This is a genomic window from Dickeya zeae NCPPB 2538 (genome assembly GCF_000406165.1).
In the GTDB taxonomy this organism is placed as follows: domain Bacteria; phylum Pseudomonadota; class Gammaproteobacteria; order Enterobacterales; family Enterobacteriaceae; genus Dickeya; species Dickeya zeae.
In genome coordinates, this window is sequence record NZ_CM001977.1 from 4,436,192 (window position 1) to 4,457,375 (window position 21,184).

A 21,184-nucleotide genomic window follows, 5' to 3' on the forward strand; every position below is an offset into this window, starting at 1 on the left:
AAAGCCAACAAAAAGGTATCACCATTAACGATAACTAGAATAAAAACAAAAAATTATGGAAAAAACCAAGGAAGATATCTATGGTAAAAACAGCGCATTTCACATAAAAGCAACAGAGAAATGGCATCTACAGTGAGATTTAGGATGGTGAAGCCTGAAAAGCGAAGGAGCCGGCGAAAAAAACATCACACCAGACAATAAAAACAAAAAAACTCGCTATCGGTAAGATGCGAGTTTCATGTCAACGATAACCGGGTTTTATCGTTTTAAAAATGGTCGGTGAGAGAGGATTCGAACCTCCGACCCCTTCGTCCCGAACGAAGTGCGCTACCAGGCTGCGCCACTCACCGAATGCGGGGCGCATATTACTGCTCCCCTACTATAGCGTCAATCCTTTTTCATAGGCTTTTTTATAAAAGCAGACAGGTTGATGACAAAGTGTCCGACCCGGCAGCCAAACGCCGTATTACCTGCCAAATACGCTTATTTCCGTCATGATTTCACGCCTTGCTCATTAAGCCACGTCAGTTGTCGGACTATCTCAGGGTGGTGCAGAAAATCCCGAATACGTTGCGCTCGCCGCACCCCGATGCCCGAAAATTGCTGCCATTGTGCGACCGTACGTTGCTGTAATTGTTCGAGCGAAACGCCATCCAGCGCCTGTCTGGCACTGGATGGCAACGGCAACCCTAACGCCAGCAACCACTGCCGCAACGGCTGGCGACGCGCCCGCTGGAACTGGTGATAAATCCGCTCTACGTGTTGTTTATCAACATCACCGCCTGCTGCCAGTTGCGCAGGCTCAAGCGCCAGCCAGGAAACGACATCGACGACCTTGCCCTGCTGTATCAGCCGTCGCCAGGTGCCCTCACTGATACCGCTGAGCGACAACCCATTACGTCCGCTCATCCACACCAGTCGGGCCAGAAACTGTGGCTGGCACGCTTTGCTCCATTGCAAGCAACTGAACACATCAAAAGATGACGCCGCCGGAACGCTAATCGCCTCACGTACCGCACCGCGCCACACCACAGCGTCCAGCCGGGGAATCCCCAATCCTGCCAGACTGATGCTGACCCGATCACCCGGTAACACATCCCACTGCCGCCAGCGGGAAACCGAACCGAGATTAACCCGGCTCACGTTCTTGTCATCCAGCATCATCGGTTGTACCTGCAACACGACCGTCATTCTGCCGGTACGCCCAATCTCGACATCAACACCGGTGACTTCCGTTACCCGATTCACTAACGGGTATTTCCAGGCTATGGCCCACTCAGTTGGCGTATCCTGCCAATAACGCCCGGCGGGTTCCTGCGACTGATGCAATACCACGCCATCGGTTACAAACGGCAGCGGCGCTTGATACCAGCGTTCACGCCATCGCGCCGCCTCTTCAAAGGAAGCAATGGGCTGGGTGTAGTCTGCTGTTAGCCCAAATCCCAGTTCCCGTAATGCTGCAAGCCGCGCCGGCATGTCTGCCGGGCCGTCAGGCCAGGCCCAGATGAACACGCCAATGCGAGACAGCAACGGTGACGGCTGTTTTCGTCGCATTTCACCCGCGACCTGAGCCCGCGCATTGATGCCGCCAGTCAGCTGCTGCCGATGCGCTGTCACTGACAAATACAGCTCCCCCTGCAATACCAGACGACCCGATATACCGGAAAGTTGCTGCGGCACGGCATTCATCTGACGTACTTTATCTGTCCAGTCTTCTCCCTGGCGACCATTGCCGCGACTGATGGCACTGACCAATTTTCCTTGTTCATACACCAGCGTCACCGCGACACCGTCGATTTTAGGTTGTATCCACAGGTCACGATGCTGAGCTATCCACTGTTTCAACTCCGCTGGTTCAGTCAGTTTTTTCAGACCGGTATGCGCCACCGGGTGTGGTTGCTTACCACTTGATGGCAGGCTAACCGCAAAACCGTCGGCGTCCGCCTGAAAACACACCTGCCAGGTCGCCAGCGTTTGGCGCAGTTGATCATAGACCTGATCGTCAACCGGGCTCTGGCCACGGTCATAATAAGCATTGTCCCACTGTGTCAGTTGTTGCCCCAGCCGGGCTATCTCCTGTTCAGCCCGTGCAGGGGACCATGCCGGACAAGGCTCCGCCTTGACCCATCCGCTGGTCGCAAGCCATAACATGACCGCCAGCGCATATCGATATCGCATCGCTTTTCCTCCCTGAGCGAAAACCCAGGCATTAATCCGCAGACAGTCAGAAAATACGAGCGTAAAAATCAGGTGATGCGAACTAAGCCGCACAGTATTGAGTGCTTTGCAGCAAGCAGAAGAAAAACGGGAAAGCGGCCCGCAAAGTAAACAAAGGTGGGGTGACAGATAACGGGTGGAGTATCAGGCTGTGTTTCACCACGCGACGGCCTACACAGCGGCGTGTATAATGCGGAAAAACGCGCAACTGGTTGCATCTCTTCTTCCATCTTTATCAGACGCAGAATTCATTATGGCTCAAGGCACGTTGTATATTGTTTCCGCCCCCAGTGGTGCAGGGAAATCGAGTTTAATTCAGGCGCTGTTGAAAACGCAGCCACTCTATGACACCCAGGTTTCCATTTCGCACACCACACGCGCCATGCGCCCGGGTGAAGTTCACGGTGAACACTACTTCTTCGTCCCGACCGATGAATTCAAGCAGATGATCGCAGCGGATGACTTTCTGGAATACGCTGAGGTTTTCGGCAATTATTACGGTACGTCCCGCGCCGCTATCGAGCAGGTGCTCTCCACCGGCGTTGACGTCTTTCTGGACATTGACTGGCAGGGTGCACGCCAGATTCGCGAGCGCATGCCGCAAGCCCGCAGTATTTTCATTCTGCCGCCTTCGCAAGACGAACTGGAACGTCGCCTGCGCGGGCGCGGTCAGGACAGCGAAGAGGTCATTGCCCGCCGGATGAAACAGGCGGTGGCAGAAATGAGCCATTACGCTGAATACGATTATCTTATTGTGAATGACGACTTCGATCTGGCATTACTGGATCTGAAAACCATTATTCGTGCTGAGCGTCTGCGCCTGAGCCGCCAGAAAGTTCGACATGACGCTTTAATCACCAAACTATTGGCAGACTGACGGCACTTTCAGTATGATGCCCAGTCATTTTATTTCCCCACTGGAGTACACACTATGGCACGCGTAACTGTTCAGGACGCTGTAGAAAAAATTGGTAACCGTTTTGACCTGGTGCTGGTCGCAGCTCGTCGCGCCCGTCAGATCCAGGTGGGTGGCAAAGATCCACTGGTTCCGGAAGAAAACGATAAGTACACCGTGATTGCGCTGCGCGAAATTGAAGAAGGCCTGATCAACGGTCAGATTCTGGACACCCGCGAGCGTCAGGAACAACAGGAACAGGAAGCAGCGGAAATTCAAGCGGTTACCGCTATTGCTGAAGGTCGTCGTTAATTCGCATTCGGTCGTGAGTCGCCCTTGTATCTGTTTGAAAGCCTCAATCTGCTGATTCAGCGTTATCTGCCGGAAGACCAGATAAAACGTCTCAAGCAGGCTTATCTCGTTGCACGTGACGCTCACGAGGGCCAGACACGCTCCAGCGGTGAGCCTTACATCACGCATCCGGTGGCGGTAGCCTGTATTTTGGCTGAAATGCGTCTCGACTATGAAACGCTGATGGCCGCCTTGCTGCATGATGTCATCGAAGATACGCCCGCCACCTACCAGGATATGGAACAGCTGTTCGGCAAAAGCGTAGCTGAACTGGTGGAAGGCGTTTCCAAGCTGGATAAGCTGAAATTCCGCGATAAGAAAGAGGCGCAGGCGGAAAACTTCCGCAAAATGATCATGGCGATGGTGCAGGATATCCGCGTCATTCTGATCAAACTGGCCGACCGCACCCATAACATGCGAACACTGGGATCGTTGCGTCCGGACAAACGCCGACGCATCGCCCGGGAAACGCTGGAAATTTATAGTCCGCTCGCACACCGTCTCGGTATTCATCATCTGAAAACCGAACTCGAAGAGCTGGGCTTTGAAGCGCTCTACCCCAACCGTTATCGGGTTATTAAAGAGGTGGTGAAAGCCGCCCGCGGCAACCGTAAGGAGATGATTCAAAAGATCCTCTCCGAAATTGAAGGGCGTTTGAAAGAAGCGGGTATCAGTTGTCGCGTCAGCGGCCGCGAAAAGCATCTGTACTCCATTTATTGCAAGATGCACCTGAAAGAGCAACGCTTTCATTCCATTATGGATATCTATGCCTTTCGGGTGATCGTGCGGGAAGTCGATACCTGCTATCGCGTACTGGGGCAGGTACACAGCTTATATAAACCGCGCCCGGGTCGGGTGAAAGACTATATCGCCATCCCTAAAGCTAACGGCTATCAGTCGCTCCATACCTCCCTTATCGGGCCACATGGCGTACCGGTAGAAGTCCAGATCCGTACCGAGGACATGGACCAGATGGCGGAAATGGGGGTTGCCGCACATTGGGCTTACAAAGAAGGCGAAAGCAGCAGCACCACGGCACAGGTGCGCGCTCAACGCTGGATGCAAAGCCTGCTGGAACTGCAGCAAAGCGCCGGAAGCTCTTTCGAATTCATAGAAAGCGTTAAATCTGATCTGTTCCCAGACGAAATTTACGTGTTCACACCAGAAGGCCGCATTGTCGAGCTGCCTGCTGGCGCGACACCGGTGGACTTCGCTTACGCAGTACACACCGACATCGGCCACGCCTGCGTCGGTGCACGCGTCGACCGCCAGCCTTATCCGCTATCTCAGGCGTTGTCCAGCGGGCAAACCATCGAAATTATCACTGCGCCGGGCGCTCGCCCGAACGCTGCCTGGCTCAACTTTGTCGTCAGTTCCAAAGCCCGCGCCAAAATTCGCCAGATGCTGAAAAACCTCAAGCGTGACGACTCCGTCAGCCTGGGGCGCCGTCTGATTAATCATGCGTTGGGCAGCGGCCGTAAACTGTCCGACATTCCAGAGCAAAACATTCAGCGAGAGCTGGAGCGTATGAAGCTCGCTTCTCTGGATGATCTGCTGGCGGAAATCGGTCTGGGTAATGCCATGAGCGTGGTGGTAGCCCGTAATCTGCTGGAAGAGCGTGCTGAAAACGGCACAACCGGCATTCGCAAACTGCCAATCAAGGGTGCCGACGGCGTCTTGATCACCTTCGCTAAGTGCTGTCGCCCTATCCCTGGCGACCCCATTATCGCGCATGTCAGCCCCGGCAAAGGGCTGGTGATTCATCATGAATCCTGCCGCAACATCCGTGGCTACCAGAAAGAGCCTGAGAAATTCATGGCGGTAGAGTGGGATGAGGTAACCGAGCAAGATTTCATGACCGAAATCAAGGTCGACATGTTCAACCATCAGGGTGCATTAGCTAACCTGACGGCGGCGATCAGCGCATCGAACTCCAATATTCAGAGTATCAACACTGAAGAACGGGATGGCCGGGTGTACAGCGCCTTTATCCGCCTCACCACACGCGACCGTATCCATCTTGCGAATATTATGCGCAAGATCCGCGTGATGCCGGACGTGATTAAAGTCAACCGTAACCGAAATTAGCCAGTTATGACCCCAGAACGTTATACACGTATCCGCGAGATGCTTAACAACCGTCAGCCTGACCTGACTGTGTGCATGGAGCAGGTACATAAGCCACACAACGTATCCGCCGTTATCCGTACCGCCGATGCCGTTGGCGTACATCAGGTGCATGCCGTGTGGCCCACCAGTCGCATGAAAACCTTGGTGTCTACCGCGGCAGGCAGCAACAGTTGGGTTCAAGTCAAAACCCACCGTACCATTCAGGATGCAGCCCACCATCTGAAAGCGCAGGGGATGCAAATTCTGGCGACCAACCTGTCCGCCGACGCGGTCGACTTCCGCGATGTGGATTACACCCGCCCGACCTGCATCCTGCTTGGCCAGGAAAAAACCGGTATTTCTGGTGAGGCGTTGGCTCTCGCTGATCAGGACATCATCATTCCGATGATCGGTATGGTGCAGTCGCTGAACGTGTCGGTCGCTTCCGCCCTGATTCTGTATGAAGCGCAACGCCAGCGTCAGTTGGCAGGGATGTACCAGCGCGAAGACAGCCCTTTGGATGAGGAAGAGCAACAACGCCTGCTGTTTGAAGGGGGTTACCCGGTACTGGCCCGCGTCGCCAAACGCAAAGGGCTGCCGCGCCCACATATTGACCAGACCGGCCAGGTGATTGCCGATGCACCCTGGTGGGCGGCGATGCAATCCACGGAGCAATAATGGATAGCCGCCTGCTGCATACCCAGCCGTTGAGCACCCTTGCCGGCGTCGGGGCCAGCCAGGCGGAAAAACTGGCCCGTCTTGGTCTGGAGACGGTGCAGGATCTGCTGCTACATCTGCCACTTCGCTACGAAGACCGCACCCATCTTTATCACATTAACGATCTGTTGCCAGGCATGTACGCTACGGTAGAAGGCGATGTGCTGCGCAGCGATATCACCTTCGGCCAACGCCGGATGCTGACCTGCCAAATCAGCGATGGCAGCGGCATGCTCACGCTACGCTTCTTTAATTTCAACGCAGCCATGAAAAACAGCCTGTCGCCGGGCCAACGCGTACTGGCCTATGGGGAAGTACGACGCGGCAAGCTGGGCGGTGAAATGATCCATCCGGAATACCGGGTGCAGGGCGAAAGCACGACGGTCGAGTTGCAGGAAACGCTGACGCCGGTTTATCCCACCACTGAGGGAGTGCGGCAGGCGACGCTGCGTAAGCTGACCGACCAGGCGCTGAAACTGCTGGATACCCATCCGATTGACGAACTTCTGCCCCAGGAAATGCGCCACGGATTGATCAGCCTGCCAGATGCGTTACGCACCCTGCACCGCCCACCACCGGATGTAAAGCTGGCGGAATTGGAGCAAGGAAAACACCCGGCACAGCAACGTCTGGTGATAGAAGAACTGCTGGCACACCACCTGAGTATGCTGGCGGTGCGCGCGGGTGCACAACGCCACCGGGCGCTGGCGCTGGATACCAAAGACGACCTGAAGCAACAACTGCTGGCCGCGCTGCCGTTCAGCCCGACCGGTGCGCAACAACGGGTGGTGGCGGAAATCGAACAGGATATGAATCAACCCTTTCCGATGATGCGTCTGGTTCAAGGCGATGTGGGCTCCGGTAAAACACTGGTCGCGGCGTTGGCGGCGTTGCGGGCCATCGCTCACGGCAAACAGGTGGCGCTGATGGCACCAACGGAATTACTGGCTGAGCAACATGCCGCTAATTTCCGTCGCTGGTTCGAACCACTGGGTATTGAGGTGGGCTGGCTCGCGGGCAAGCAAAAGGGTAAAGCGCGGCAGGCCCAGCAAGAGGCTATCGCCAGTGGACAGGTTTCTATGGTGATCGGCACCCATGCTATTTTTCAGCAACAGGTTCAGTTCAGCGGTCTGGCGTTGGTGATTATCGACGAACAACACCGATTTGGTGTGCATCAACGGCTGGCGTTGTGGGAAAAAGGCGAAGAGCAGGGCTTCCACCCTCACCAGTTGATCATGACTGCCACACCGATTCCCCGCACGCTGGCGATGACCGCCTATGCCGACCTGGACACCTCAGTCATTGATGAACTGCCACCGGGCCGCACACCGGTAACCACCGTCGCCATTCCCGACACTCGCCGCGCCGACATTATTGAGCGGGTACGCCATGCCTGTCTGCAAGAGGGGCGGCAGGCATACTGGGTCTGCACCCTGATTGAAGAGTCCGAACTGTTGGAAGCACAGGCGGCCGAAGCGACCTGCCAGGAACTAAAAGCCGCGTTACCCGACCTCACGGTTGGTCTGGTGCATGGCCGGATGAAAGCGAAGGAAAAACAGGCCGTCATGGAGGCATTCAAAGCCAATCAACTGCATTTGTTGGTCGCGACGACCGTGATTGAGGTTGGTGTGGATGTGCCGAACGCCAGCCTGATGATCATCGAAAACCCAGAACGGCTGGGGCTGGCGCAATTGCATCAATTACGTGGCCGCGTCGGCCGTGGGGCCATCGCCTCCCACTGCGTGTTACTGTACAAATCACCACTGAGTAAAACTGCGCAAATGCGGCTTCAGGTTTTGCGCGATAGCAACGATGGCTTCGTCATCGCCCAGCGCGATCTGGAAATTCGCGGGCCCGGCGAACTGCTCGGTACCCGTCAGACCGGTAACGCCGCTTTCAAAGTGGCGGATTTACTGCGCGATCAGGCACTGATTCCGCAAGTCCAACGAGTCTCGCGCCATATCCATGATCACTACCCGGAACATGCCAGAGCACTGATCGAGCGCTGGTTGCCAGAACGTACCCGTTATACCAACGCCTGATGACGTAGAAAGCATTTTTATTGCTTTGCCCTCATCCCGGCGTTGTTACCCTTATCCTTAATAAAAGGATTGTATCCGGTTGGGTTTATCTGTTTACGACGATGATTCCCGGTGATAAGTAAATCCCATTCCGCAATCGATTGCTTTTACACAGCAGATGATTAAAATGCGTTTTTTGCCGTTCAGGAGCGCCCCGCAATCATGAGTCTTTCCACCACCGAGCTACCCCAGACTGACGCCGTTACCCCGGCAAACAGCGAGCTGATTTACCGTCTGGAGGACCGGCCTCCTTTACCGCAGACGTTATTCGCCGCTTGCCAGCATCTGTTGGCGATGTTTGTCGCGGTCATCACCCCGGCGTTACTGATTTGTCAGGCGTTGGGCCTGCCAGCGCAGGATACGCAGCACATCATCAGCATGTCGCTGTTTGCTTCCGGTCTGGCTTCCATTTTGCAAATCAAAACCTGGGGACCGGTCGGCTCCGGCCTGTTGTCCATTCAGGGGACCAGCTTCAACTTTGTTACCCCGCTGATTATGGGCGGTATGGCGCTGAAAAACGGTGGCGCAGATGTACCGACGATGATGGCGGCGCTATTCGGCACACTGATGGTAGCCTCTTGCACTGAAATTCTGCTGTCACGCGTATTGCACCTGGCTCGCCGCATTATTACGCCGCTGGTTTCCGGTATCGTCGTGATGATCATCGGACTGTCGCTGATTCAGGTTGGCCTGACATCAATCGGCGGTGGTTTTGCCGCTATGAGTAACCATACGTTTGGGGCACCGAAGAACCTGCTGCTGGCAGCCATCGTTCTGGTGGTGATTATCATCCTGAACCGCCAGCGTAACCCTTATTTGCGCGTGGCATCGCTGGTTATCGCAATGGCCGTCGGTTATCTGGCCGCCTGGCTGATGGGTATGCTGCCGGAAAGCACTGGCACATCCAGCCACTCGCTGATTAACGTCCCCACCCCGTTGTACTATGGCCTTGGTTTTGACTGGAATCTGTTAATCCCACTGATGCTGGTATTCATGGTGACCTCGCTGGAAACCATCGGTGATATCACCGCCACTTCCGACGTCTCCGAGCAACCAGTCAGCGGCCCGCTCTACATGAAGCGCCTGAAGGGCGGCGTACTGGCTAATGGCCTGAATTCTTGCCTGTCTGCCGTGTTCAATACCTTCCCCAACTCCTGCTTTGGGCAGAACAATGGCGTGATTCAGCTGACCGGGGTTGCCAGTCGCTATGTCGGTTTCGTTGTAGCATTGATGCTGATCGTACTGGGTCTGTTCCCGGCGGTGAGCGGTTTTGTGCAGCATATTCCAGAGCCGGTACTCGGCGGCGCAACTATCGTCATGTTCGGTACCATCGCCGCGTCTGGGGTGCGCATTGTCTCCCGCGAGCCGCTTAATCGTCGCGCTATTATGATTATTGCGCTGTCGCTGGCCGTTGGTCTGGGTGTCTCCCAGCAGCCACTGATTTTGCAGTTCGCGCCAGACTGGTTGAAAACCCTGCTGTCATCAGGTATTGCTGCGGGCGGTATCACAGCAATCGTATTGAATCTGGTGTTCCCTCACGAAAAAGAGTAAAGCGCGCTTCCAGAAATTTTTCCTCTTACGTGATAATAAGGGCCGATGGCGGTATACCCTAAATAATTCGAGTTTCAGGACAAAACGTGTTGCGTTTTGAACAACGCAACGCGTTGGCCCTTCAGGGCAAGGCTCATTGAGCCTTGTAACGCGGCAAGGGAGAGACAAATTCGTCGGGAACGAATTTGACCAGCCAAAGGCTGGCCTCTGGTGAGAGACAGGATGTCTCTCATTTCATCCCGATGAGCTTACTCAGGTAAGTGATTCGGGTGACTGAGCGCAGCCAACGCACCTGTAACTTGAAGTATGACGGGTATAACATCGGCCCTTATTTATTGTCTGTAATAAGTTACCTGTTGAGATGACTGGATAATTACGGCATAACACGATCATCCCTTGCGAATGGCGCGGACTTAAGCAATGAAATTTATCGGGAAACTTCTTCTCACACTGCTGTTACTGGCGCTACTGGCTGTGGTGGTGCTGTATGTCCTGGCCCAGACTGAATGGGGAGCCAGGCATATCAGTCAGTGGGTTAATCAACGTACCGAATACCACGTGTCATTCAAAAAGATGGCGCATGAGTGGTCTTCGCCCGGCAGTATTCAATTGCTGGATGTCAGTTTCGGCCACAAAAACCAACCGGTAACACTGGTCGCGCAACGTGTTTCGGTGGGGTTCAGCGTACGCCAGATTACCGACCCTCGTCATTTTTCCAGTCTGGTGCTGGAAGGCGGAACTCTCAATCTGGGACAGACCGATTTCACCCTGCCGATTGAAGCCGATGTTCTGCAACTGAAAACCATGGCGCTGCATGCGCAAGATGGCGACTGGCGCCTGAAAGGCGAGCAGGTCACCGGGGGGATAACCCCGTGGCAGCCGGAGCCCGGCTACCTTTTGGGTAAGAAAGCCGCTTTCCAGCTTAGCGCTCACTCTTTGCTACTCAATGATCTGCCCGCCAGCAAGGTCTTGGTACAAGGTCAGTTTGCCAACCAGCAACTGACGTTGGAGAATTTCGGTGCCGACGTGGCGCGTGGGGAACTGACGGGAAATGCATCCCGAGCGGCGGACGGCAGTTGGCTGGTCAATAATCTGCGACTGAGCAATGTCCGGTTGCAAACCCGACAGTCGATGGCGGATTTCTGGCAGCCCGTCACTCGTCTGCCCGCTGTCACCGTTAATCGTTTTGACCTGATTGATGCCCGCATCGAAGGGCAAAACTGGGCATTTACCGATCTGGACGTCACCCTACAGAATGTGACATTCCGGCAAAATAGCTGGCAGAGTGACGACGGCTCGCTGTCATTCAACGCCACCGATATCGTCAATGGCAACATGCATCTGGTTGACCCAATCGTCAGTCTGGATTTGTCAAAACAGGGTGTGAACATCAAACAGTTCTCCACCCGTTGGGAAGGCGGCTTGCTACGCACCAGCGGCAACTGGCAACGCAGCAATCAACGACTGACGCTGGATGAGCTGGTAGTGGCAGGCATGGAATACACACTACCGGAAGATTGGCGCCAACGCTGGCAACAAACGCTACCCGACTGGCTGTCGGAAGTGGAATTGCGGAAATTCACCGCTAACCACAACCTGCTGATTGATATCAACCCCACGTTCCCATTCCAGCTCACCGCCCTGGACGGCTTCGGCAATAATCTGCTGCTGGCACGTAACCATCAGTGGGGCGTATGGCAAGGCACGTTGAACCTGAACGCCAGTGACGCCACCTTCAACAAGGCGGATGTTCGTCGTCCCTCGCTGGCGTTAAACGCTAACGACAACCAAATCACGCTAACAGACCTGAGCGCGTTTACCCAAACCGGCTTACTGGAGGCCAAAGCGGTGATTGCGCAGCAGCCCGCGCGAGCATTTACGCTGGACCTGAACGGCAAAGCCGTCGCATTTGATATTCTGACGCGCTGGGGCTGGCCGACACCTGCCAGTGCACCCACCGGCAATACCAATCTGCAGTTACATCTGAATGGTCGACTGGAAGCAGCAAGCCCGCTAAAACCGACACTCAACGGTACGCTGCAAGGCGTCGATAGCGCCGGACACCCCATCAATCAGACGATGCATCAAGGCACAGTGGCAGACAGTGCGCCCGCCGCCCCTTCGGTACCTGCTGAACCGGCATCGACACCAACGGCGCCTGCCGCACAGTAAGCACCAAAGCGCATAAACACAAACAGCCACCGTCCTGGTGGCTGTTTCATATTCGTCGTCATCGCTTATCGTGGCGTTGCATTAACGAATGGCGGAACCGCCTTGCTCTAGCGATTCATTCTGATCTGGCGGCAACACAATGTAGGTACCATCAAATACGGCACCTTTTTTATCATTGCCGAACAGTTCCACCTGTAACTGAACCCGCGCTTTACGACCACGAGCCAGCCTGTCCAAATCACCACTCAGCGACCCTAAATCCGCCACCGCGCTGGGACGTCCGGTTACCGGTGTGCTGTAGCGAATATGCGCATCCGCCAGAATAATGGTGCCGCCCAGTTGCCGTTCGCGCAGCAGCAACCAAATAAGCCCCCACCCGGTCAGGGTCGCCAGTGAGAACATGCTACCGGCAAACAGCGTATGGTGCGGATTCTGGTTCCCCGTTTCCGGCATCGTGGTAATAAATTTCTGCCCGGTGTACTGGCTGATGCGCACACCCATTTTTTCACTCAACGGGATATGGTTGTACCATGCCTGCTGTAACTGACCACACCAGTCAGGGCGATGCAGAATGTCATCCAGCGTCGCCACTGGTTTAATCATCAGAAAATGACGCACCGGCGTGGTCATCGGTGTGGTGATTTCACCCTGATTCACAAAGCCAAGGCGGGAAAAAAACGCCATCGCATCCTCGCGGGCGCTACACACCACCCGCTTTACGCCTTCCTGACGCGCCACCGACTCCAGCGCCATCGCCATCAGGGTTCCGAGCCCTTTACGCTGAACATCCGGATGAACCGCCAGGAATCGTATCGATGCTTCATTTTCAGCATTGATTGAGAGACGACCAACCGCCACCAAATTACCTTGCCCATCGACAATGGTTTGATGGTGCGCCAGCGCATCGTAGGCATCCCGTTCGGAGCCAAGTGGCTGATGTAGCGGTTTACGCAACATTTCCCAGCGAAACTGGTAATAAGCGTCCAGCTCTTCAGCGCTTTCCGGTACTCTCAGGTAGTACATAACCGCCCCTCTCAACGCATACTTATATTGCAGCTAACAGCGTAATATTGCTGCTTAACCCGGCAACCAGGCTAGACCTGTCGCTAAACTATACCTGCAGCCAAAACGTCACAGGCCCGTCGTTTACCAGAGAAACCTGCATGTCTGCGGCAAAACGACCGGTTTCCGTCGTCAGCCCATGCTCACGACATTGACCGACAAAATATTGATACAGGCGATCGGCCTCTGCCGGCGCGGCACCACGGGAAAAACTGGGGCGCATCCCTTTTTGCGTATCCGCCACCAGCGTAAACTGCGACACCACCAGCACACTGCCGCCAGCTTGCTGAACATTCACATTCATCTTGCCGTTATCATCACTGAAAATCCGATAGCCGATCACCTTTTCACATAAACGGGCCGCCTTTTGTTCATCATCGCCCTGCTCTACGCCCAGTAATACCAACAGCCCGTGGTTTATCTCCCCGACTATCGCTCCTTCTACCGCCACACTGGCGGCGGAGACTCGCTGAATTAATGCGATCATAACGGCCTTACGACTCCTGCTTAAAAACCTGGCTGGCAAAAAAATCCGGCACCACCTGCCGATCGCTGACCAGAATAGAACGGATACCCAGTGCATTTGCCGCGTCTACATTGGCGGCATTGTCATCAAAAAAGAGCGCGTCACCGGCTGCGAATCCCTCTTCGCGCAACACATGGTGGTAAATCGCCGCCTCCGGTTTACGCATACCGATATCCTGAGACAAATAAAGCCTGTCGGCGGCTTGTTGTACTTCGGGGTATTCGTCCGGCCAGAATTGACAGTGCAGGCGATTCGTATTGGAGAGTATTACCACGCGATGACCTTCCTGCCGCAACCGATGCATGATATCGATCACATCTTTGCGCACACCGATGAAAATTGCCTGCCAACCGGTCGAAAACTGCTCAAAACTGAGTGATATCCCCAACTCATGGCACAACCGCGACGCAAACTCCTCATCGCTAATTTCACCACGCTCGTGCAGCTCAACAGTGTGTCCCAGCTCAAAACGCTTACGCAGGGTCGCCAGCGGGGCGCCGCTCAGATTGCTCCACACCCCCAGAACACGATTGAAGTCGATATCGATTACGACGTTACCTAAATCAAAGATATACAGCATGTGTCCTCCAGACAGGCCAGTAGGGTTTTCACTGTAGCGAGAAAAATCCGTGCTGAATAGGGAGGATAAGCAGGATCATAATAAGGTTAAAAAGGGGGCGGGCCAGATACAAGCGCAGGAGAGGTTGCCTTAAAAACACAAAGGCCCCATAGAGGGGCCTTATCGTAAGGCAGCGCCGTCAAATCCCGTCGTCCGCCTTAGGTATCACTAAAAGTAGTGAATTATTCTTCCTTGGTAGAACGGTTCGCACGACGGCGATCGTTTTCCGTCAGGTGACGCTTACGCAGACGAATCGAGGTCGGCGTTACTTCAACCAGTTCATCGTCATCAATGAACTCCAGCGCCTGCTCCAGTGACATTTTCACCGGCGGTACCAGTACGGTCGCTTCGTCAGTACCAGAAGCACGCATGTTGGTCAGCTTCTTACCGGTCAGACAGTTAACGGTCAGGTCGTTAGAACGTGTATGAATACCGATGATCTGGCCTTCGTACACTTCAGCGCCGTGACCCAGGAACAGCTTACCGCGCTCCTGCAAGCTAAACAGTGCATAAGCAACTGCTTTACCCTGGCCGTTAGAGATCAACACACCGTTCTGACGCTGGCCGATTTCACCCGGACGGATGTCATCATAGTGGCTGAAGGTGGAGTACAGCAGACCAGTACCAGAGGTCATGGTCATGAACTCGGTACGGAAGCCGATCAAGCCACGGCTTGGGATCACGTAATCCAGACGTACGCGACCTTTACCATCGGGGATCATGTCACGCATTTCGCCTTTACGCAGACCCAGCGCTTCCATTACTGAACCCTGATGCTGCTCTTCGATATCCACGGTCACCTGCTCGAACGGCTCCTGACGGCGGCCATCGATGGTACGGAAGATAACTTTCGGGCGGGATACCGCCAGTTCGAAACCTTCACGACGCATGTTTTCGATCAACACGGACAGGTGCAGTTCACCACGGCCAGATACACGGAATGCATCCGGATCTTCGGTTTCTTCCACACGCAGCGCCACGTTGTGCACCAGCTCTTTACGCAGACGATCCAGAATCTGACGTGACGTGACGTATTTGCCTTCCTTGCCGCAGAACGGCGAGGTGTTAACGCAGAAATACATGGTCACGGTCGGTTCGTCTACTGACAGCGCCGGTAGCGCTTCCACGCAGGACGTATCGCAGATAGTGTCGGAAATGTTCAGTTCACCCAGACCGGTGATAGCAATGATATCGCCCGCTTCCGCCAGTGAACTTTCAATACGCTGCAAACCCAGGTGGCCCAGAACCTGGCTCACTTTACCGTTGCGTACTTTGCCTGCGCTGTCGATGATGCTGACCTGCTGGTTCGGCTTCACCACGCCGCGTTTAATACGGCCGATACCGATAACGCCAACATAGTTGTTGTAGTCCAGCTGGGAGATCTGCATCTGGAACGGACCGTCGAGGTCGACATTCGGCGCTTCAACGTGTTTCACGATGGCTTCAAACAGCGGGGTCATGTCTTCGGCCATATCGTTATGGTCCAGACCAGCGATGCCGTTCAGCGCGGACGCATAGACAATCGGGAAGTCCAACTGCTCGTCGGTAGCGCCCAGGTTAACAAACAGGTCGAACACCTGATCGACCACCCAGTCAGGACGAGCACCAGGACGGTCAACCTTATTAATGACAACAATAGGCTTCAGGCCATAGGCAAAAGCTTTCTGGGTCACGAAACGCGTCTGCGGCATCGGGCCGTCCATCGCGTCTACCAGCAGCAGTACAGAGTCCACCATGGACATCACGCGTTCTACCTCGCCGCCAAAGTCGGCGTGCCCTGGGGTATCCACGATATTGATGCGGTAGTCATTCCAGTTGATGGCGGTATTTTTAGCGAGGATGGTAATTCCGCGCTCTTTTTCCAAATCATTGGAGTCCATAACACGTTCAGTGGCGTCATTACGCTCACCCAACGTACCGGACTGTTGCAGCAACTTATCAACCAGGGTTGTTTTTCCATGGTCAACGTGCGCAATAATAGCGATGTTACGCAAATTTTCGATCACAGCTTTGCCTCAGGCATTTTAGAAATAGCGCGCTATTGTACACGTATTAATCGAGCGACTGAACAAGATCACAATCATCTTCCACAAACAACCTGCGAATTACTGGTCTGTGATCCCTTTCACGGTGCAATAAAGCAGCACCTAACAAACTCACAGCACCAATTAAGTGCAATAACACCAAAATGGTGCACTAGTTTGGTGCAGTTAACTATCTTGGTGCAGTTCAGGCGGAGACAAAAAACCAGCAGGAATGCTGGTTAGAACTATTCTTTAAAGTTGGCACAGTTTTAGCTATATGTTTTGTACGGTAACAACATCATTCCACAACGATATTCGTTCCACGACGATAAATGACACAATCGGGAGAACCAAGTATGTCAGTAGAACACGTTTTGACGATGCTGAATGAGCATGAGGTGAAGTTTGTTGACCTTCGCTTCACGGATACCAAAGGCAAAGAGCAGCACGTCACTATTCCGGCCCACCAGGTTAATGCTGACTTCTTCGAAGACGGTAAAATGTTTGATGGTTCCTCGATTGGCGGCTGGAAAGGCATCAACGAATCCGACATGGTGTTAATGCCGGACGCGACTACTGCGGTTATGGATCCGTTCTTCGAAGAACCGACTCTGATCATCCGTTGTGACATTCTGGAACCGGGCACCATGCAGGGTTATGACCGTGACCCGCGCTCCATCGCTAAACGCGCTGAAGACTTCCTGCGCTCTTCCGGTATTGCTGATACCGTACTGTTCGGGCCAGAGCCGGAATTCTTCCTGTTTGACGACGTACGTTTCGGCAGCAGCATCTCCGGTTCTCACGTTGCTATCGACGACATCGAAGGTGCCTGGAACTCCAGCACCAAATACGAAGAAGGCAACAAAGGCCACCGTCCGGCTGTGAAAGGCGGCTACTTCCCGGTTCCGCCGGTAGACTCTGCACAGGACCTGCGTTCTGCCATGTGTCTGACCATGGAGCAGATGGGCCTGGTAGTTGAAGCGCATCACCACGAAGTAGCGACCGCTGGTCAGAACGAAGTGGCTACCCGCTTCAACACCATGACCAAGAAAGCCGACGAAATCCAGATCTACAAATACGTCGTACACAACGTGGCACACGCTTTCGGCAAAACCGCAACCTTCATGCCGAAACCGATGTTCGGCGATAACGGTTCCGGTATGCACTGCCACATGTCTCTGGCTAAAGACGGTACTAACCTGTTCTCCGGCGACAAATACGGCGGCTTGTCTGAAACCGCGCTGTACTACATCGGCGGTGTTATCAAACACGCTAAAGCAATCAACGCGCTGTCCAACCCGACCACCAACTCCTACAAGCGTCTGGTCCCGGGTTACGAAGCGCCGGTTATGCTGGCTTACTCTGCCCGTAACCGTTCTGCCTCCATCCGTATTCCGGTGGTATCGAGCCCGAAAGCACGTCGTATCGAAGTACGCTTCCCGGACCCGGCTGCTAACCCGTACCTGTGCTTCGCTGCACTGCTGATGGCTGGTCTGGATGGCATCATCAACAAGATCCACCCGGGCGATGCCATGGACAAGAACCTGTACGATCTGCCGCCGGAAGAAGCGAAAGAGATCCCAACCGTAGCAGGCTCTCTGGAAGAAGCGTTGAACGCGCTGAACGCAGACCGCGAGTTCCTGACCCGTGGCGGCGTATTCACTGACGACGCTATCGATGCTTACATCGAACTGCGTATTGCTGAAAACGACCGCGTTCGCATGACGCCGCACCCGGTTGAGTTCGAACTGTACTACAGCGTGTAACATCCCACGCTCTTGACGGCAGGACGAAGAAAATGATGTTCATACTGCCGTCTGATAGCTGTTTTTTATTTATGTTTATTTTTGTTGCCGTGGAAACTTTTCAGCCCATCTTCGGATGGGCTTTTTTCTCCACAAGACATATTACCGTTGCGACTTAAACTACAATCGAGAATAGTGTGCACTAAAATAGTGCGGGAGTCTGCGTTATGGCAACAGGCACGCTGCCCGATGCTGGGCAGATCCTTAATTCTTTAATAAACAGCATTTTGTTGCTGGATAAAGATCTGGCTATTCACTACTCCAACCCAGCGGCGCAACAACTTCTGGCTCAAAGTTCACGTAAACTGTCTGGAACGCCCCTGCCGGAGCTGCTCGGTTACTTTTCGTTAAATCTCGACCTGATGCGGGAAAGCCTCGACTCTGGACAAGGTTTTACCGATAACGAAGTCACCCTCGTGGTGGATGGTCGGGCACATATCATGTCGCTGACGGCTCAGCGCATTCAGCACGATTTTATCCTGTTGGAAATGGCGCCGATGGATAACCAACGCCGCCTCAGTCAGGAACAGCTACAACATGCCCAGCAACAGGCGGCACGCGATCTGGTGCGCGGTCTGGCGCATGAAATCAAGAACCCACTTGGCGGCCTGCGTGGCGCGGCACAGTTGCTGTCCAAAGCCCTGCCGGACCCGGCGCTGATGGAATACACCAAAGTCATTATCGAACAGGCCGACCGCCTGCGTAATCTGGTAGACCGCTTGCTCGGCCCGCAACAGCCCGGGTTGCATGTCACCCAGAGCATCCATCAGGTCGCCGAACGGGTATTCCAGTTAGTCTCGATGGAAAAAGCAGACAATGTGACGCTGGTGCGCGACTACGACCCCAGCCTGCCGGAATTGATGCACGACCCGGATCAGATTGAACAGGTATTGCTGAATATTACTCGCAACGCCATGCAGGCGCTGGGAGAGGAAGGCGGCACCATCACCATCCGCACCCGTACCGCGTTTCAGTTGACGCTACATGGCGTGCGTTACCGTCTGGTGGCCCGTATCGATATCGAAGACGATGGCCCCGGCGTGCCAGCACATCTGCAGGATACGCTGTTCTATCCCATGGTTAGCGGTCGTGAAGGCGGTACCGGGCTAGGGTTGTCGATTGCCCGTAACCTTATCGATCAACATTCCGGAAAAATTGAATTTAACAGTTGGCCAGGTCATACCGAATTCTCGGTGTATCTGCCCATTCGCCAGTGAGGTTCACGATGCAACGAGGGATAGTCTGGATTGTCGATGACGATAGCTCGATCCGTTGGGTGCTTGAACGTGCGCTTACCGGGGCGGGATTAACCTGCGCAACCTTTGATAACGGTACCCAGGCGTTAAACGCGCTGACCACGCAAACACCGGATGTCCTGCTGTCTGATATCCGCATGCCCGGTATGGACGGGCTGGCATTGCTGCAACAAATCAAACAGCGCCACCCGATGCTGCCCGTTATCATCATGACCGCGCATTCCGATTTGGACGCAGCGGTCAGCGCCTACCAGCAGGGGGCTTTCGATTATCTGCCCAAACCATTCGACATTGATGAAGCGGTAGCGCTGGTTGAACGCGCCATCAGCCATTACCTGGAACAGCAGCAACCGGTACGCAGTCAGCCCATCAGCGGGCCGACCACCGATATTATCGGTGAAGCTCCGGCTATGCAGGATGTGTTTCGAATTATCGGTCGCCTCTCACGCTCATCAATAAGCGTACTGATCAACGGTGAATCTGGTACCGGTAAAGAGCTGGTCGCCCATGCACTGCATCGCCACAGCCCACGCGCCAAAGCGCCTTTTATCGCGCTGAATATGGCGGCAATCCCTAAGGATTTGATCGAATCGGAACTGTTCGGCCATGAAAAAGGCGCGTTTACCGGCGCCAATCAGATTAGGCAAGGGCGCTTCGAGCAGGCAGATGGCGGAACGTTGTTCCTTGATGAAATCGGCGACATGCCGCTGGATGTGCAAACCCGCCTGTTACGCGTACTGGCTGACGGTCAGTTTTATCGTGTCGGCGGCTATGCAGCCGTGAAAGTGGATGTGCGCATTATCGCCGCCACGCATCAGAATCTGGAATTGCGGGTTCAGGAAGGCAAATTTCGCGAAGACTTGTTCCATCGTTTGAACGTGATTCGTGTTCATTTACCGCCGCTGCGTGAACGTCGGGAAGATATTCCACGTCTGGCGCGCTACTTTCTGCAGGCAACGGCTAAAGAACTGGGTGTCGAACCGAAAAACCTGCACCCGGAAACCGAAGCGGCGCTCACCCGTTTACCCTGGCCGGGGAACGTACGCCAGCTTGAAAATACCTGCCGGTGGCTGACAGTGATGGCCGCAGGACAGGAGGTGCTGATTCAGGATCTGCCGCCGGAGCTGTTTGAAACGACAGCGCCAGATGCCACCGTACATGTTATGCCCGATAGCTGGGCGACGCTGCTGGCACAGTGGGCCGACCGTGCACTGCGTTCCGGTCATCAAAATCTGTTGGCCGAAGCGCAACCGGAAATGGAACGCACACTACTGACAACCGCGTTACGCCATACGCAAGGGCATAAACAGGAAGCGGCAAGACTGCTGGGCTGGGGGCGAAACACGCTGACGCGTAAGCTTAAGGAACTGGGCATGGAATAACGGCAATCTGCCGTTTTCCCACTACCGTTCATCACAAGGAACAGCACCCACGGATGGGTTGCGTTATGAAACCCACACATCTGCAATTTACGTCATCGTGGATATATTTTGTACTTTACTTGCGCCGCGCCAGCAGTATGATCATGTCGCTGACTGGAGAGGGTAACCATGCTGGAATCCATTTTTTCTGCCGTAACGCACGGCGCTGAGATCAGTAGTGCGATGGGTCCATCATCGCAAACTGCGATTGCAGCCGTGTTGTGCGCAGCACTGATCAATTTCTTCAGCTAACACACGCTGACACAATAAGAAAAGAGCCAGTCATACGACTGGCTCTTTTCTTTTATCTCTAACCACTTCCCATCTACCATAACAAGGTCATGCCAGATTCGGTGGCCAACACATTTTCGATTCCCG

The 21,184-nt window shown here is 54.4% G+C and carries 16 protein-coding genes and 1 tRNA gene; 11 read left to right on the forward strand and 6 right to left on the reverse strand.

Annotated elements, in window-relative coordinates:
- Positions 1-273: 273 nt before the first annotated feature.
- Positions 274-350: transfer RNA gene (locus DZE2538_RS19475), tRNA-Pro, on the reverse strand.
- A 142-nt stretch (positions 351-492) separates the two neighbouring features.
- Complete coding sequence (ligB, locus tag DZE2538_RS19480) at positions 493-2,178, reverse strand: NAD-dependent DNA ligase LigB (RefSeq protein WP_038917041.1); 1,686 nt, start codon at positions 2,176-2,178, stop codon at positions 493-495.
- 292 nt (positions 2,179-2,470) lie between these two features.
- Between ligB and gmk the strand changes: the two genes are divergently transcribed.
- The 7 genes from gmk to DZE2538_RS19515 all read left to right on the forward strand — a co-directional run bounded on the left by gmk (position 2,471) and on the right by DZE2538_RS19515 (position 12,093).
- A complete protein-coding gene (gene gmk / locus DZE2538_RS19485; RefSeq protein ID WP_012886707.1) occupies positions 2,471-3,094 on the forward strand; it encodes a guanylate kinase in 624 nt (207 codons plus the stop codon).
- 54 nt (positions 3,095-3,148) lie between these two features.
- Positions 3,149-3,424, forward strand: a complete 276-nt coding sequence (gene rpoZ / locus DZE2538_RS19490; protein ID WP_012886708.1) for a DNA-directed RNA polymerase subunit omega — start codon at positions 3,149-3,151, stop codon at positions 3,422-3,424.
- A gap of 24 nt (positions 3,425-3,448) precedes the next feature.
- Entirely contained in the window at positions 3,449-5,551 is a 2,103-nt protein-coding gene (gene spoT / locus DZE2538_RS19495) for a bifunctional GTP diphosphokinase/guanosine-3',5'-bis pyrophosphate 3'-pyrophosphohydrolase (protein WP_016942718.1), read from the forward strand.
- 6 nt (positions 5,552-5,557) lie between these two features.
- Positions 5,558-6,250, forward strand: coding sequence for a tRNA (guanosine(18)-2'-O)-methyltransferase TrmH (gene trmH / locus DZE2538_RS19500; protein WP_019846527.1), 693 nt, complete (start codon positions 5,558-5,560; stop codon positions 6,248-6,250).
- Positions 6,250-8,331, forward strand: coding sequence for an ATP-dependent DNA helicase RecG (gene recG / locus DZE2538_RS19505; RefSeq protein ID WP_038917042.1), 2,082 nt, complete (start codon positions 6,250-6,252; stop codon positions 8,329-8,331). The genes trmH and recG overlap by 1 nt, the downstream gene beginning before the upstream one ends.
- Positions 8,332-8,532: 201 nt before the next feature.
- A complete protein-coding gene (locus DZE2538_RS19510) occupies positions 8,533-9,921 on the forward strand; it encodes a nucleobase:cation symporter-2 family protein (RefSeq protein WP_012886712.1) in 1,389 nt (462 codons plus the stop codon).
- 420 nt (positions 9,922-10,341) lie between these two features.
- Positions 10,342-12,093, forward strand: a complete 1,752-nt coding sequence (locus DZE2538_RS19515; protein ID WP_038917043.1) for an AsmA family protein — start codon at positions 10,342-10,344, stop codon at positions 12,091-12,093.
- A gap of 81 nt (positions 12,094-12,174) precedes the next feature.
- On the opposite strand, the gene fabY is transcribed toward DZE2538_RS19515, so the two are convergent.
- The 4 genes from fabY to typA form a co-directional block, all read right to left on the reverse strand.
- Positions 12,175-13,116, reverse strand: coding sequence for a fatty acid biosynthesis protein FabY (gene fabY / locus DZE2538_RS19520; RefSeq protein WP_012886714.1), 942 nt, complete (start codon positions 13,114-13,116; stop codon positions 12,175-12,177).
- Positions 13,117-13,204: 88 nt separating this feature from the next.
- The gene (gene dtd / locus DZE2538_RS19525; protein ID WP_023641105.1) at positions 13,205-13,642 is read right to left on the reverse strand and encodes a D-aminoacyl-tRNA deacylase; all 438 of its coding nucleotides are present in this window, start codon (positions 13,640-13,642) and stop codon (positions 13,205-13,207) included.
- A gap of 7 nt (positions 13,643-13,649) precedes the next feature.
- Positions 13,650-14,261 (reverse strand): glucose-1-phosphatase, encoded by a 612-nt coding sequence (gene yihX, locus DZE2538_RS19530; RefSeq protein WP_023641106.1) that lies wholly within the window; start codon positions 14,259-14,261, stop codon positions 13,650-13,652.
- A 221-nt stretch (positions 14,262-14,482) separates the two neighbouring features.
- Positions 14,483-16,306 carry a ribosome-dependent GTPase TypA gene (gene typA / locus DZE2538_RS19535; RefSeq protein ID WP_012886717.1) on the reverse strand — a complete coding sequence of 608 codons (1,824 nt, stop codon included), beginning with the start codon at positions 16,304-16,306 and terminating at the stop codon, positions 14,483-14,485.
- A gap of 374 nt (positions 16,307-16,680) precedes the next feature.
- On the opposite strand from typA, the gene glnA reads away from it, so the two are divergent.
- The 4 genes from glnA to DZE2538_RS21000 all read left to right on the forward strand — a co-directional run bounded on the left by glnA (position 16,681) and on the right by DZE2538_RS21000 (position 21,058).
- Entirely contained in the window at positions 16,681-18,090 is a 1,410-nt protein-coding gene (gene glnA / locus DZE2538_RS19540) for a glutamate--ammonia ligase (RefSeq protein WP_012886718.1), read from the forward strand.
- 206 nt (positions 18,091-18,296) lie between these two features.
- A complete protein-coding gene (glnL, locus tag DZE2538_RS19545) occupies positions 18,297-19,346 on the forward strand; it encodes a nitrogen regulation protein NR(II) (protein WP_013315734.1) in 1,050 nt (349 codons plus the stop codon).
- Between the two features lie 8 nt (positions 19,347-19,354).
- Positions 19,355-20,767 carry a nitrogen regulation protein NR(I) gene (gene glnG / locus DZE2538_RS19550; RefSeq protein ID WP_012886721.1) on the forward strand — a complete coding sequence of 471 codons (1,413 nt, stop codon included), beginning with the start codon at positions 19,355-19,357 and terminating at the stop codon, positions 20,765-20,767.
- Between the two features lie 168 nt (positions 20,768-20,935).
- Positions 20,936-21,058 carry a YshB family small membrane protein gene (locus DZE2538_RS21000; protein ID WP_012886722.1) on the forward strand — a complete coding sequence of 41 codons (123 nt, stop codon included), beginning with the start codon at positions 20,936-20,938 and terminating at the stop codon, positions 21,056-21,058.
- Positions 21,059-21,184: the final 126 nt, after the last annotated feature.

What these genes read in the sequence shown, in the direction of transcription:
- DZE2538_RS19510 (WP_012886712.1), top strand. Translation starts at nt 8,533, where the DNA reads ATGAGTCTTTCCACCACCGAGCTACCCCAGACTGACGCCGTTACCCCG.
- glnA (WP_012886718.1), top strand. Translation starts at nt 16,681, where the DNA reads ATGTCAGTAGAACACGTTTTGACGATGCTGAATGAGCATGAGGTGAAG.
- fabY (WP_012886714.1), bottom strand. Translation starts at nt 13,116, where the DNA reads ATGTACTACCTGAGAGTACCGGAAAGCGCTGAAGAGCTGGACGCTTAT.
- DZE2538_RS21000 (WP_012886722.1), top strand. Translation starts at nt 20,936, where the DNA reads ATGCTGGAATCCATTTTTTCTGCCGTAACGCACGGCGCTGAGATCAGT.
- glnL (WP_013315734.1), top strand. Translation starts at nt 18,297, where the DNA reads ATGGCAACAGGCACGCTGCCCGATGCTGGGCAGATCCTTAATTCTTTA.
- recG (WP_038917042.1), top strand. Translation starts at nt 6,250, where the DNA reads ATGGATAGCCGCCTGCTGCATACCCAGCCGTTGAGCACCCTTGCCGGC.
- yihX (WP_023641106.1), bottom strand. Translation starts at nt 14,261, where the DNA reads ATGCTGTATATCTTTGATTTAGGTAACGTCGTAATCGATATCGACTTC.
- gmk (WP_012886707.1), top strand. Translation starts at nt 2,471, where the DNA reads ATGGCTCAAGGCACGTTGTATATTGTTTCCGCCCCCAGTGGTGCAGGG.
- trmH (WP_019846527.1), top strand. Translation starts at nt 5,558, where the DNA reads ATGACCCCAGAACGTTATACACGTATCCGCGAGATGCTTAACAACCGT.
- DZE2538_RS19515 (WP_038917043.1), top strand. Translation starts at nt 10,342, where the DNA reads ATGAAATTTATCGGGAAACTTCTTCTCACACTGCTGTTACTGGCGCTA.
- dtd (WP_023641105.1), bottom strand. Translation starts at nt 13,642, where the DNA reads ATGATCGCATTAATTCAGCGAGTCTCCGCCGCCAGTGTGGCGGTAGAA.
- ligB (WP_038917041.1), bottom strand. Translation starts at nt 2,178, where the DNA reads ATGCGATATCGATATGCGCTGGCGGTCATGTTATGGCTTGCGACCAGC.
- rpoZ (WP_012886708.1), top strand. Translation starts at nt 3,149, where the DNA reads ATGGCACGCGTAACTGTTCAGGACGCTGTAGAAAAAATTGGTAACCGT.
- glnG (WP_012886721.1), top strand. Translation starts at nt 19,355, where the DNA reads ATGCAACGAGGGATAGTCTGGATTGTCGATGACGATAGCTCGATCCGT.